Source organism: Cyanobium sp. Cruz-8D1 (assembly GCF_024345975.1).
GTDB lineage: Bacteria > Cyanobacteriota > Cyanobacteriia > PCC-6307 > Cyanobiaceae > Cyanobium.
Window position 1 is genome coordinate 1 of sequence record NZ_JAGQCD010000062.1, and the last position, 12939, is coordinate 12939.

The window sequence follows — 12939 nt, forward strand, 5'->3', positions numbered from 1 at the left end:
GCGCCTCGCCGGATTTCAGTCGATCCGAGCCGGCCTACAGGCGGTGATGCATGACATCACGACGCTGCTGGAGATGGCGATGCGCCAGCCAGAACCGAACCCATGCTGAAACTTTGAATCAGCCCTGTCACGGTGGAGGGGAAGTGGATCACCGGCGGCACTTTCTGCCAGCCGAACAACATGATCCCGAGGAAACCAGCCTCGAGCATGAAGGCCATCGCCCCCTCGAAGCCCAGCACCGACCCGAAAAAGTCGCCGGCGAACTCCGACAGTGGCGCCCAGTTGGTGCCGAACTGGAACTCCATCGGCAGACCTGAGGCCACGCCGATGCCGAAATTGAGAACGTAGAGCTTCGCCCAGAAGCGGGCCTGCCGGTAGTAGAGGGGGTTGCGTGTGCGCAGCCAGATGGCCTCCAGCACCACCAGATAGATCGCCAGGCCGGTGGAGAGCACGGGCCAGAGCATGTGAAAGATCGCCGTCAGAGCGAACTGCAGCCGTGACAGGGTCACGACATCGAGAGTGGCAAGCATCAGCAGGCAGCGCGTGAGGGAGTGCCGAGACCTGACCGGGCAGGGAAATGGACCACGGCCAGGAGCGGAGTGGACAGGGGGAAGGCCCTGAATCTTGCTATGATGTTATCGACATAAAAGCTAAAACAATATGAATATGACGATCTGTTTCGAGTGGTTCGGATGTCGCTGGCGCCAGGGGCTGGCTGGCCTTCTGGCTGTGCTGCTGGCCTCCCTAGTGCTGGTCGCCCCGGCTGCGGCAGTCGACAGCTGGCCGCTGAGCGATGAAGCCGGACACCGCTTCCAGGCCTCGGTTTTCGAGCAACCCTTTCCCGAGTACAACAGCGGCTGGCGCCTGCGCCTCAACGCACTCGGGGCCGGCATCGAGCTGGACCACGCCGACGCTCTGCAGGTCAGCGACACCATGGGTCAGCGCTGGACCCTGGTGAACAGGAGCGAGGAAATCGTGCCTCCCGACGGCACGCCCATTCCCGCCGGTTCGGCCCAGTTCGACCTCGACGCCCTCACCCCTCGCCCCAGCGACGCACTTCCCCTACAGCTCTCGCTGACCAGCAGCGCCGGACCGCTGCGCATCGATCTCAACCCCGAGCAAACCCTGACCCTGCATGATCTGGCCTGAACCGAACTCTCCGGGCAATCGCCCTAGGAACGTTGAGCTGCTTGATCGGCGGCCCTGTTCGTGCCGCGGATCGACCAGATCGAAGGTTTGCTCAAGGATTCAGCCCAGGGAGGTGAGGTCGATGCGCTTGCGCACCCCATCGGGCAGGTTGCGGGAGATGGGGCAGAGCTTCATGTGCTCCTGCATGTAGGCGATGGCGTCAGCATCGGCGAGGCCCCGTTCCTGCTCGGAGGCGGCGGCATCCAGGCGGATGCGGAAGTCACCCTCCACGCCGGCACCCATCGCTGAGCCAGGCCACTGGGACCAGCGCTACCGGCAGGGCGCCGATGGCTGGGAACTGGGCCGGCCGGCTCCACCGCTGGAGCGATTCCTGCGCAGCCATCCGCTGGCCCCCCGGCCCCCGGGGTGTGAGCCCCACCACCCTGCAGCGTTGGCGGCGTCAGTTCCCAGGTGACGGGGAGGGAATGGATGGCCGTCAGGGCAGGCGCCGCCCGTTGTGTCACCGCCTCACGGACGAGAAGCGCCAGCGGATCCTGCTCAGCTGCAATCTCTGGAGCCGGAGGCTCTTGGCACGGGATGAGGCCCATCGCGAAGATCCCAACATCTCCGCTGATCTTGTTGGCCGGGCCTGCCTGCGGACTTGGATCAGCCTGAAGTGTTGCCAGCCGCTGATCCACTGCCGCCCGCTCGATGACCGACCGGACGATCCGAGGCACCCTTTCCTCAGCCAGGAGCAGGCCAACGAGATGTGACGGCATAGGGCCCCTGTCTACAAGCCAGCGCGCCAGCGACAACCACGGCGCCGGACACGATCGATCCACTGCTGGCGCCAGCCCGAGGTGATTGGGATTCGTCCGCAGGTACAGAATTCAGCGCCGACCGTCTTCGTTGTTGATGGCGGCCTGCCCTGTGGCAGGGGCGTTTTGATTCCTTTCAGGTTTCTCTGGAGTAATCATCAGAGTCATGGTTTCTTGTTCACAAGAGACATTCACATTCTTTTCAGGCTCGCTGGTCGATTTCAACGTCCATTTTGTTTTTTCTTTTGCTTCTCTGTTCGTTTCTCCGTCGCAGAGAAGAGCCGGCCGCTCCTCGTCGGAGGTTCTGGGCCTTATGTCGGTGCGGATGTGGCTCCCCCTGACATTGAGGGAAAGGCGTGAAAGGCTGTTTTGGAGTGGGGGGAGCCACAACTCGCACCCGTTAGGTGGGCAGAGAATTTTTGCCTGGAAGGTGGAGTGAAGAGCTACTGAAGGCATACTGACCCACATCCGCACTATCCCGACCTTCCAGAAGTCGGAGAACACGAAATTGCCACGAAGAAACTTGTTGTTTTGGGGTGAGTTCCACAACTCGCAGCCGCTCGGTGGGCAGTTTAGTTTTCCCAGAGAGGTGAACCGAAGATCTACCGAAGTCAGATTGACCCACATCCGCACCATCCGTGCCTCCCAGAAGTCGGAGAACATGAAATTGCCACTAAGGAGAATCACGTTCTCCAGGGTGCTTTTCACGAACTTGATGCCCGCATACTCTGGCGGAGTTGGCCCGTTATCGGCGTGCTGAACCGCTCCAGTGAGCTTCGAGGATGGCCCGGACATCTCGTTGATGAGCACGACGCAGCGGAGCGTTGCGTCAGAGAAATTGGCGCCCTCAAGGTTTCCTTGGATCACCAGCCAGCGGTCACAAAACTGCGTGGATTCTGTGGGCTCAACTCTTCCGGAGTTAACCTGTTCTTGCAGCAGAGACTTTCCTTGCAGCAGTGACCTCGAGAGGTTCGCGCCCGTTAGATTGACCTGGATGATTGAGCATTGAGACACTTGTGATGCACCAATCTCCGGGCATTTTTCAGTTGGTTTCGACTCTTTGCACTCGCTGAAATCGAAGCGGGCCTCGCTCAGATCGGCACCGGCGAAATCAACCTCCTTGAGAGCGACACAGCTGAAGTCGGCTCGGGCGAGATGGGCTCCCTGCAGCTCGATGCCCTCCAGTCGACTGGGCGTGAACCGGGCTTCCCGCAGATCCATGCCCGAGAGATCCTGCCCCTGCAGGCTGATCGGGAGCAGCCTGGGGTCAAGGCCGATCCCCTCAGGATTCAGGTCCAGACCCTTGAGCAGATAGGGATGGTTGTCCCGAAGCAGCGGCAACAGAGCGTTGCTGTGGCGCCCCAGCGGTCGCTCCTCAGAGCTGGCATTGATGAAGATGGCCAGGGTGCCGATCAGTGTCAGCAGACCGATGTGGCCCACGCCTCGGAATCCCTTCATCCTGTCACCATCCAGTAGAGAAGATGCAGGGGTCTGAGCGGCAGCGGCGCAAACAGGACGGGAGCGATCAGATCCTGCAGAAAGGTTGCCGGCTGATCCTGGATCCGTTTCTCGAATTCTTCGCGGGTCAGTGCAACCCGGTGCAGCTGGGCCTCATTGAAGGCACCCAGATTGAGCGGCTTGTCCAGCAGAACGCCACGGAACTGGACGTTCCTGGCCCGGACCCGCTCGAATCGCAGCCCGCTCAGATCGGCACCTGTGAAGTCGACATTTTCCAAGGAGCTATCACTGATGACCGCGCGCTTGAGATCAGCCCCCCAAAACGTAACATTTCGCAGTCGCACATTGACGAACTGAGTTTCCTCTAGATGCGCCCCTACAAGCTGCACGTTCTTGATGGTGAGGCTCTCAAAGTGTGAGTTTTTGAATAAACCTCCTGACCAGTTTTGGTTGCTGTATTCGCGAGGATGACTTCGTGTGCCGTTCCCAAGGGTCTCTCCTCCGATGAATCGCCGGTTCTCGCACTTTGCTCCCGCCTGAACCTTGGGGGGGGAATTCCGCGTGGCCTGCTCTGGTTCCTGGTCTAGTGGGCAGAAGGACCAGGCGTCTGAGAGGAGGTCATCTCTTTTCTTCCCCGTTACTACCTTTTCCCAGGAGATCACCAGGCCCCTCGAGGGCGGACATGCTGTTGGACGGCTTGTGCAATCGGCGTCTTCTCTCAGCACAGGCGAGAAGTGAGCAAAGAACGCCACTAAGCCATCAACCTGAGTGTGGGGATCAGTGGTCACATCCGTGAGGTTGGTGCCCACCACATTGGCCCCATTTAGTATGGTGCCGTTCAGTTTCGCGCCGCTGAGGTCTGCGTTTTCCAGTTTTGCATGGCTCAGATTCGCGCCCTCAAGATTTGCGCCACGAAGATTGCTATTGCTCAGATCGATATAGGGTAAGAAAGCTTTTTTAAGATAAGCATTCTCCAGGTTGGCGTTAGCGAAGCTCATGCTGTCAAGAAATATCCTCGGAAGGCATTCAGTTTTCGCGATTGTCTTTTCGGCATCTCTTTGCGTCATGTCCAATATGTCCGGCGCCAGCACTTCTTTGACTTCTTCGGACTTTTTCTTGGCTTTGGCTATGGCCTCGGCCATGGCATTCTTGTTGGCTTCGGTTGTGGGAGGCTTGGATTCTGGAGGTTCGGTCATGCACGTCTCTTCATCACTGAGAAGCAGGCCTGACTCGTACAAATTACGCAGTAGCTTGCCCTTGCGATCGGCATCCGCCACGCCATCATGACGGTGTAAATGCTGCAAAAGATCCCGCAGTTCCGATACCATTAAGGCACGTTGGTCGTCAGTTGGCTTGTTTTTTTCGCTGTTATTCAACATGTACTGGGCCAGCCGCCCGTTGAGCGTCTTTTCCATTTCGTCGAGGCGCGTGTTGTGCTCCTGGCTCACGGCCTGCTCCTCATGTCGGCGAACTTCCTGGGCCTGTTCCTGCTGGCGCTGCTGCAGCTGAGCCTCCTGCACCCGGGCATAGGTCTGCATCGCAACGGTGCCCAACGCCGTGAGCAGGGTCCCGATCCCCAGGGTGGCACTGGAGAGCCTGAGGTCCTGGGCCAGGAAATCCCCAAAACCGCCGATTCCGGATCGCAGGGTCCTGGCCATCTCCTTTAGCAGGAATCGCAGCCGTCGCCGACCTATCCCGATCACCACCACGACGCCAAAGATGACTGCCCCCAGCACCAGGGACAGGAAGCCAACTTTCATCAGCAGATCGAGAAAGACCTGGACGGTGGAGGTGACCAGAGCCACCGCCGCCTGGAAGGCCAGCACGAGTGCAGGGAGCGTGAACAGGCCATTGCGACCCAGCTGGAACACCGTCCAGAGGGTCATCAGGATTCCGATGAAGGTAGCCATCGCGTTGCACAGGCCTTCGAAGTCGGTCACCAGTTGGTGCAACCGCTTCTGGATCCTGGGCCTGGGCCTATGCCCGGGCTGGGTCTGGATTGAACCGGCGGCAAGGCCCGCGCCGGCGGGAACGTCATCGAGATCGATCGCCATTGCCCGCATCTGGATTCTCAGCTGGGCGAGGGCGAAGAACGCCAGCCAGAGCAGCAGCGCGGTGCCGGTGAGCAGCCAGCCGAGTGAACGCAGCGCGACGTTGCCCTCTTGTTCGGCCCATTGCCGCAGGGCCACGACCACCACGCCGCTGGCGTAGAGCACCAGTCCCGGAAGCAGCAGCCGCCCGAGGAAACGCCAGGGTTCGGCGCTGATCATGCGGAAACTTCGCTCCAGGCCACCGGCCAGAGCGCCCAGGGTGGAACGGTTCTCCAGGGACACATCCAGGGCCTCGACGCTTGTGAACAGCAGGAACATGGCTCCAACGCCCAGCAGGGGATTCACGGAGGTGAGCAGGCTCAGCACCGTCATGAACAGGAAGCCCCCGTAGAGATCGAGGACCAGCCTCCGAGCCGGTGAGCCGCTCATGGTGTGCGAGGGCTGAAAGCTTCTGCGCAGGCTGTACAGCTGCTCGCACCATGCGCACCAGATCAGCTGGAACTTCAACAGGTCTGTCAGCTCGCGCAGGTGCTCGCGCTGGATGGCATCGACCACTCCCAGTGATTCAAGGCTCTGCTCTATGAGCCACCGAGCGTGCTCCGTGAGCAGCGGGGTGTCCTCCGTGAGCAGAGGGGTGTGCACCGTGAGCAGCGGAGCGATCAACAAAACCGCCTGGAGGATCAGGGACCAGCGCCCTGGGCAGGTGAGAAGCCGCCAGTAGCCCTGATAGGCCTGCCTGGCCCGATAGGCGGTTCGCATCTTCACCGGCGTGGTGGCACCTTCCCTTCAGTGTGCTTTTGGCGTGGAATGCAGGCAACATCCATCTGGCTCGGCTGTTCCGAGTTGAGGAGTAGGCCCAGATGTGCTTTTAGGTCCTTCTTGCCAGAATTAATGACAGCATTGAAACGGCAGCTTCAATGCTGCAGTACTGCAGCAGCAGCAACTTCTGGTCATCAACCCGATCACGACTCGTGATGAGCCAGAGCCCGTCCACATCCACTCAGCGTCTTGCCGAGAAACGGCCCGATGCCCCGGAAGCCGTTGTCGGCCAGGTGAGTAGTCCCACCAGGTTGTTCCGCTGACGATTGGGTGTGAGTTCGCCAGGGTTGTGGTGCGACCCAACAGTCCTGGAGCTCACAGCCATGCCCATGCCCACGCTTCAGGTCTCACCTGACACCGGAACTGCCTCCATGCTCATGAACTCTTTCTCTGTCGGCTGCTGCGTGCTGGAGCCATGAACCCCTCCACGCCAGCACCCACCGCTGAGCCGGGCCACTGGGACCAGCGCTACCGGCAGGGCGCCGACGGCTGGGAACTGGGCCGGGCGGCTCCGCCCCTGGAGCAGTTCCTGCGCAACCATCCGCTCGCCCCCCAGCCCCCGGGGCAGGTGCTGGTGCCGGGCTGCGGCCGCGGCCATGAGGCCGCCCTGCTCGAGCAGGGCGGCCTCATGGCCGCCGTCGGCCTGGATTTCAGCGGCGAGGCTGTGGCCGAAGCGCGGGCGCGGCACGGCCCCGAGCGGCCCAGTCTGCGCTGGCTGCAGGCCGACCTGTTTGACCAGCAGGCCCTGGCGGCGGCGGGCCTGGCGCCCGGCAGCCTCAGCGGGATCGTGGAGCACACCTGCTTCTGCGCCATCGATCCGGGCCGCCGCGACGACTACATCGCCACCGTCTGTCGGCTGCTGGCGCCGGGCGGCTGGCTGCTGGGGCTGTTCTGGTGCCACCGCAAGCCGGGTGGCCCGCCCTGGGGCAGCGACCCGCAGGCGGTGGCAGCCCAGCTGGGCCAGGCGGGGCTGGTGGCCGAGCTGTGGGAGCCGGCCACCGGTTCGGTGGACCAGCGCCAGGACGAATGGATCGGCCTGTGGCGCCGGCCGTTTTCGCCCGGAGGCGGCGGATCAGCCCCGCCCTGATCCGATCGACACCCGGTTCCAGGGCATGACGGCCAGCAGGCGAGCCATGCCGCAGAAGCCGGAGACGCCCGCGAAGGTGAGCCCGGCCCCCACAAAGCCGCTCAGCCAGATCCAACCCGGCGCCACGGTCTGGGACAGGATCACGCCCAGCAGCACCAGGCTGCCGGCGACGATCTGCACCTGGCGCATCAGCGGCAGTGGCGCCCCCTTGAGCTTGCGGACGGGGAAGCCGGCCTGCTGCCAGGCGGGCACGCCCCCGAGCAGGTCGGTCACCGGGTGGGGATGGCCCTGCTGGAGCAGTTGGGATAGGCCCTTGTTGCTGCGGTTGCCGCTCTGGCAGACCAGCACCAGGGGACCGCGGGGCAGATCGGCCTGGGTGAGGCGGGAAAGGGGGACGTTGAGGCTGCCGGCGATGTGGCCGGTGGCGAACTCCATCGGTTCGCGCACATCGATGACGGTGACCTCACCGGCCGCCAGCTGGTCGGCGAGGTCGTGGGCGCCCAGACGGCTGGGGGTGGTCATGGTCGTGCTTTTCATGGTCGTGGTGGTCAGGGACGGATGCGGGAATGGGATGGAATCAGCGGGCAGGGCTTCAGGCCTGGACGACGCCGCCCAGGGGGAAGCCCTCGGCGGCCCAGCGGCTCAGGCCGCCGCGAAGGTTGGCGACCTGCCGGCGGCCGGCCTTGAGCAGCTGCTGGGTGGCCAGGGCCGAGCGGCTGCCCGAATGGCAGACCACCACCAGTGGGCGACCTGTGGGGATCTCTCCGGAGCGGCTCTCCAGCTCCGGCAGGGGGATCAGCAGGCTGTCGACCACACGCCCGTCGGGACCGTTGAACTCCTCGGCGGAGCGCACATCGAGCACGGTGACATCGCTGCGATGGGCGGCCACCCAGGCCGGGCTGAGTTCGGGCAGTCCGGCATAGCTGCGGGCCATCGGTGCCCAGGCCGGCGCCGCCACGGCTTCACGGGGCTTGCCGGAGCGCATGTTGCCGGGAAGGGCCTGGGCGATCCGGTGGGGATGGGGCAGGCGCATGTTCTCCATGTGGCCGACGAAGTCCCGCTCGGTGGCGTTGCCGCCGAGGCGGGCGTTGAAGGCCTTTTCCTCGGTGACGGAAGTGACGTGGCGGCCGGTGTAGTCGTGGCCGGGGTAGAGCAGGCAGTGATCCGGCAGGGTCAGGATCTGCTCGGTGATCGAGCTCCAGAGGGTGTGGGCGTTGCCCTGCTGGAAGTCGCAGCGGCCGCAGCCGCGCACGAGCAGCGCATCCCCCGTGAAGGCCATCGACTGGTCATCGAGGACAAAGGTGAGGCAGCCGTCGGTGTGGCCGGGGGTGGCGCGCACCTCCAGGTGGCGGCCGCCGAAGAGGACCCGATTGCCGTGGCTGAGGGGCCGGGTGACGTTCTCGGCGCCGACGCAGGCGGCCAGGCCGATGGCACAGCCGGTGGCCTCGTGCATCAGCCAGCTGCCCGTCACATGGTCGGCATGGGCATGGGTGTCGATCGAGGCCACCAGTTCGACCCCCAGCTCGCGGATCAGGGAGAGGTCGCGGTCGTGCTGCTCGAAGACCGAATCGATCAGCAGGGCCTTGCGGCTGGCCACATCGGCCAGCAGGTAGGTGAAGGTGCCGGTGTCGACGTCGAAGAGCTGGCGGAACAGCAGCGGGCTGCCCCCTGCGGCGGCGGCGAGGCAGAGGGAGGGCGCGGGCGCGACAGCCATGGGTGCTCAGGCATCAACTGTTATGAGTATAGCCGCATAAAAGTGCAATGGTCACGCCGGTGCGGGTACCGCCGCCGAGGTCAGCAGCTTCTGGACGATGGCCACGCCGCTGATCGCCTGCCAGCCGAACAGCAGCAGCACCCCGCCGTTGAGCGCGATGTGCAGGCCCCGGGCCCAGTCCTTGCCCTTCTGCAGGGAGGGCCCCAGGGAGGCGGTGGCCACCACGAGCACGGCAACGGCCAGGCCGACGAACAGGTGCGGACCCAGGATCAGCTTGCCGTTCTTCAGGAATGTGGCCCCCATTCCGCCGGCGGCGCCGAGCAGGGTGAGAGCCAGGATCACCACCCCGAGCTGGCCATGGCGCTGGGCGTAGCGCAGCGGCAGCATCGCCTTGCGCTCCTCCGGGCCCACCTTGCGGATCTGGCTGGACTTGAGGCCCAGGTAGCCCGAATAGAGCATCAAGCCCAGCAGCCCCCACATCAGGACGGGGTGGACGAAGTTGAGGGCGAAGGGCATTACACCAGGGCGAGGGGCATCCCCTCCACTCTTGGCAGGGGTTCCTGGGGTGATTTCGCAGCCAACCTGGAGATTGCCGGCCGCCGTGATCGGCTCTCAGGGCGCCAGCCGCTCGATGCTCCAGGCCGGCTCGCCCGGCCGGTAGCGGAAGCGATCGTGGAGGCGGTTGGTGCGGCCCTGCCAGAACTCGAATTCGAACGGCACCACCCGCAGGCCGCCCCAGGACGGCGGCAGCGGCACCGCGCCATCGGCGAAGCGGCGCTTCATCGCCTCCCATTCCATCTCCAGGATCGAGCGGGAGCTGATCACGGCGCTCTGCTGCGACACCCAGGCCCCCAGCCGGCTGCCGACGGGGCGCGAGAGGAAGTAGGTCAGCGATTCGGCGGCGCTGATCCGCTCGGCCCGGCCCAGGATGGCCACCTGCCGCTCCAGCCCGTACCAGGGAAACAGCAGGCTCACCTCCGGATGGGCGGCGATCTCGGTGGCCTTGCGGCTGTCGTAGTGGGTGAAGAACACGAAGCCGCGCCCGTCGAAGGCCTTGAGCAGCACGGTGCGGGCGCTGGGGCGGCGGCCATCGCTGGTGCCCAGCACCATGGCGTTGGGCTCCTCCAGCCCGGCGGCCACCGCCTGATCGAACCAGCGGCGGAACTGCGCCACCGGATCGTCGGCCAGATCCCCACGCCGCAGGGAGGCGTTGCGGTAGTCGCGACGTAGCTGGGCGGGATCGGTGGGCTCTGGGGGCATCAGGTGGGGATCAGGCGCAGGGCGGCGCTGCCGCCGGCCACGGCCCCGCCTCCAGCAGCTGGGTGGTGTCGACCAGCGGAGCTTCGCCCTCTGGTGCGGTGAGCAGGCTGATGGCATCGGGCCAGAAGTGGTGGCGCGGATGGCGGATCAGCTCCCGCATCAGCCGCGCCACCACCGCCCATCCAGCAGGGCTGCGCTCACGTCAGCTCGTCGCGCAGGCTGTTGACCAGCGCGAGGTCCACCGGCGCGCCCTGCGGCTGCCAGGGCAGCAGGGGCAAGCCGTTGCGGTGGCTTGGACTGCTGCTGGCGGTGCCTGGGGGCGGGGCCACCAGCCCCTGGCGAGCCAGCGCGCTGATCACGGCCCCCAGGCTGGTGCGCCGCTGCCGGGCCAGCACCCGGGCCGCCGCCAGCACGTCGTGATCGAGCTGCAGGGTGGTGCGCATCGGATGGGCACGCATCAGGATTCAACCGTAGCCCGAAGAGGCGGGCGGGCCATGCCCGACTCGGCGCCATCCGCAGCGTCCTCCACAACCCTGGACGACGAGCACAAGGACCACGACGCCGTTGCTGAGTCCGATCCATGGGTCGTCCCGCCTGCGGTCTTGCTCCACCCCGAAGACGCGATACAACGCGTTTGCCCCGCGCCCGTTCGATGGCCCCTGACTCCCTCCGGCGGGCTCCGGCGCTGTTGCTGCTGCTCCTGCTGCTGCCCGGCGGTACCGCGGCTGCGGCGGGGACCGATCGGCCAGGGGCCCCTGGGGAGCCGCCGATCCCCGATTCGGCCACCGGGGCAGGGGCGGAAGCGCCGCCCTGGCCGAACGTGCTGCTCCCGCCCGCGCCTTCCCCCGAGCGGGTCGCTCCCGCCCCCATCCCGACGCCGGCCGCCACCAGGCCCGAGCGTCCGGCGCTGCTGCCCAGGGAGGTGCCGGTGGGTGACCTCGCCCTGCAGGCCCGGGCGTCCGGGGCCGGTGAGGCCGCGGCGGGGCCGCTGGCGCCGCTGCACTATCCCCTCGCCGTGGCGGCCTCGGAGCAGGACCCCTGGGGCTGGCGGTTTTCGCAGGCCCGCGGGGCCTGGCGCCTGCACACCGGTGTGGATCTGATCGCCCCGGAAGGAACCGCCGTGCTGGCGGTGCAGGCCGGCCGGGTGCAGCGGGTGGATGCGATCAGCGGCTACGGCCTCACGGTGCTGATCGATCACGGCGGTGGCTGGTCGAGCCTCTATGCCCATCTGCGCCAGGCCTCGGTGGCTGAGGGCGACAGCGTGGGGGCCGGACAGCCCATTGGCGAGGTGGGCCAGAGCGGCAACGCCAGCACGCCGCACCTGCACCTGGAGGTGCGCCAACGCCAGCCCCTGGGGCTGGTGGCGGTGGATCCCACACCCCTGCTGCCAGCGCCTCCCGCCGGTGGCGCCATCGCTGGCGACCTGCGGCCCTGAGCGTTGGGCGGACCCCCCACAACCGCCCCACCGCAGGCAGACTCCCCCCAGCGACCGCCCAACCTGATCCCTCGATGCCCGATCCGGATCAGCTCAACGACTTCCTCGAAGCCCTGGGATCGGCCGACACCCCCAAGGCCAAATCCTTCGAATTCTGGATCTGGGATGGCACCTGCTCCATCCGTGGAGCCAAGGACACGCCGAAAGACAAAAACTCCACCCTGCCGCTGATCTTCACCGAGCGTTCCGCGCCATCCATCCATTGAGCATGTCAACGCCCTCGACCAACGAAAGCTGTGATAGGCCCCCAGACCTGCCATCTTTGGTGGCAAGCGAGGAGGCCATTGAATCCAGCTTCATTGCCAAGCTGCAGAGCCTCAAGTACGACTATCGCCCAGACATCACGAACCGCGCCAGCCTCGAAAAGAACTTTCGTGAAAGATTTGAGGCGCTGAATCGCGTCCACCTCACCGATGCCGAATTTGCCCGGCTGCTGGATGAGATCATCACACCCGATGTCTTCATCGCCTCCAAGACCCTTCGCAGCATCAATGCCTTCAGCCGCGACGACGGCACGCCGCTGAACTACATGTTGGTGAACCTGAAGGATTGGTGCAAAAACCACTTCGAGGTCATCAAGCAGTTCCGCATCAACACAGACTACAGCCACCATCGCTACGACGTCATCCTGCTCATCAATGGTGTGCCCGTTGTGCAGGTGGAGTTGAAGACCCTCGGCGTCAACCCGCGAAGGGCCATGGAGCAGATCGTCGAATACAAGAACGATTCCGGCAACGGTTACACGAAGACGCTGCTTTGCTTCCTGCAGCTCTTCATCGTCAGCAACCGCGACCGCACCTACTACTTCGCCAACAACAACGCCCGTCACTTCGCCTTCAATGCCGACGAGCGCTTCCTGCCCGTCTATGAGTTCGCTGACGAAGGCAATCAGAAGATCACCCACCTTGACGAGTTCTCTGAGCAGTTTCTGAAGAAGTGCGACCTCGGCCGCACCATCAGCCGCTACATGGTGCTCCTTGCTGGGTAACTGTTCAGGGGGGAGAAAGCTCCGGGGCAGTTCCGCTCTTGACAGACCTCTGAAAACAGCTTGGATCTCAGGCAGAGACTGCCCGAGATGCATCCACCACCTGCCGGCATTTCTGAGAGTG

Annotated in this window: 15 protein-coding genes and 1 pseudogene; 6 read left to right on the forward strand and 10 right to left on the reverse strand. The window is 64.6% G+C overall.

The window, feature by feature from the left end:
• Positions 1-128: 128 nt before the first annotated feature.
• Positions 129-530, reverse strand: a pseudogene (locus KBZ33_RS19685) (cytochrome ubiquinol oxidase subunit I); the annotation flags it as partial.
• A 136-nt stretch (positions 531-666) separates the two neighbouring features.
• Between KBZ33_RS19685 and KBZ33_RS19690 the strand changes: the two are divergent.
• Positions 667-1149 carry a DUF3122 domain-containing protein gene (locus KBZ33_RS19690; protein WP_254955137.1) on the forward strand — a complete coding sequence of 161 codons (483 nt, stop codon included), beginning with the start codon at positions 667-669 and terminating at the stop codon, positions 1147-1149.
• A 99-nt stretch (positions 1150-1248) separates the two neighbouring features.
• Here KBZ33_RS19690 and KBZ33_RS19695 read toward each other — a convergent pair whose 3' ends face one another.
• Positions 1249-1431, reverse strand: a complete 183-nt coding sequence (locus tag KBZ33_RS19695; RefSeq protein WP_254955138.1) for a hypothetical protein — start codon at positions 1429-1431, stop codon at positions 1249-1251.
• Between the two features lie 44 nt (positions 1432-1475).
• Between KBZ33_RS19695 and KBZ33_RS19700 the strand changes: the two genes are divergently transcribed.
• Positions 1476-1901 carry a helix-turn-helix domain-containing protein gene (locus KBZ33_RS19700; protein WP_254955139.1) on the forward strand — a complete coding sequence of 142 codons (426 nt, stop codon included), beginning with the start codon at positions 1476-1478 and terminating at the stop codon, positions 1899-1901.
• Positions 1902-2018: 117 nt separating this feature from the next.
• Here KBZ33_RS19700 and KBZ33_RS19705 read toward each other — a convergent pair whose 3' ends face one another.
• Complete coding sequence (locus KBZ33_RS19705) at positions 2019-3386, reverse strand: pentapeptide repeat-containing protein (protein WP_254955140.1); 1368 nt, start codon at positions 3384-3386, stop codon at positions 2019-2021.
• Positions 3387-3400: 14 nt separating this feature from the next.
• Positions 3401-6214 (reverse strand): pentapeptide repeat-containing protein, encoded by a 2814-nt coding sequence (locus KBZ33_RS19710; RefSeq protein WP_254955151.1) that lies wholly within the window; start codon positions 6212-6214, stop codon positions 3401-3403.
• 475 nt (positions 6215-6689) lie between these two features.
• Here KBZ33_RS19710 and KBZ33_RS19715 point away from each other — a divergent pair, with 475 nt between their 5' ends.
• Positions 6690-7361 (forward strand): methyltransferase domain-containing protein, encoded by a 672-nt coding sequence (locus KBZ33_RS19715; RefSeq protein WP_254955141.1) that lies wholly within the window; start codon positions 6690-6692, stop codon positions 7359-7361.
• On the opposite strand, the gene KBZ33_RS19720 is transcribed toward KBZ33_RS19715, so the two are convergent.
• The 6 genes from KBZ33_RS19720 to KBZ33_RS19745 form a co-directional block, all read right to left on the reverse strand.
• Positions 7347-7898 carry a rhodanese-like domain-containing protein gene (locus tag KBZ33_RS19720; protein WP_254955142.1) on the reverse strand — a complete coding sequence of 184 codons (552 nt, stop codon included), beginning with the start codon at positions 7896-7898 and terminating at the stop codon, positions 7347-7349. The genes KBZ33_RS19715 and KBZ33_RS19720 overlap by 15 nt on opposite strands.
• Before the next feature lie 55 nt (positions 7899-7953).
• Positions 7954-9075, reverse strand: coding sequence for an MBL fold metallo-hydrolase (locus KBZ33_RS19725; RefSeq protein ID WP_254955143.1), 1122 nt, complete (start codon positions 9073-9075; stop codon positions 7954-7956).
• Positions 9076-9126: 51 nt separating this feature from the next.
• Entirely contained in the window at positions 9127-9591 is a 465-nt protein-coding gene (locus tag KBZ33_RS19730) for a DUF4079 domain-containing protein (protein WP_254955144.1), read from the reverse strand.
• Positions 9592-9687: 96 nt separating this feature from the next.
• On the reverse strand, positions 9688-10338 hold the full coding sequence (pdxH, locus tag KBZ33_RS19735; protein ID WP_396108882.1) for a pyridoxamine 5'-phosphate oxidase: 651 nt from the start codon (positions 10336-10338) through the stop codon (positions 9688-9690).
• Between the two features lie 7 nt (positions 10339-10345).
• Positions 10346-10510, reverse strand: a complete 165-nt coding sequence (locus tag KBZ33_RS19740; RefSeq protein WP_254955146.1) for a hypothetical protein — start codon at positions 10508-10510, stop codon at positions 10346-10348.
• Positions 10511-10532: 22 nt separating this feature from the next.
• On the reverse strand, positions 10533-10793 hold the full coding sequence (locus tag KBZ33_RS19745) for a CopG family transcriptional regulator (protein ID WP_255011925.1): 261 nt from the start codon (positions 10791-10793) through the stop codon (positions 10533-10535).
• A 194-nt stretch (positions 10794-10987) separates the two neighbouring features.
• Here KBZ33_RS19745 and KBZ33_RS19750 point away from each other — a divergent pair, with 194 nt between their 5' ends.
• From KBZ33_RS19750 to KBZ33_RS19760, 3 genes are all read left to right on the forward strand, one after another.
• Positions 10988-11770, forward strand: coding sequence for a M23 family metallopeptidase (locus KBZ33_RS19750; protein WP_254955148.1), 783 nt, complete (start codon positions 10988-10990; stop codon positions 11768-11770).
• Between the two features lie 74 nt (positions 11771-11844).
• Positions 11845-12036: a hypothetical protein gene (locus KBZ33_RS19755; RefSeq protein ID WP_254955149.1), complete on the forward strand. Its 192-nt coding sequence runs from the start codon at positions 11845-11847 to the stop codon at positions 12034-12036.
• A 59-nt stretch (positions 12037-12095) separates the two neighbouring features.
• Positions 12096-12818 carry a type I restriction endonuclease gene (locus KBZ33_RS19760; protein WP_254955150.1) on the forward strand — a complete coding sequence of 241 codons (723 nt, stop codon included), beginning with the start codon at positions 12096-12098 and terminating at the stop codon, positions 12816-12818.
• Positions 12819-12939: the final 121 nt, after the last annotated feature.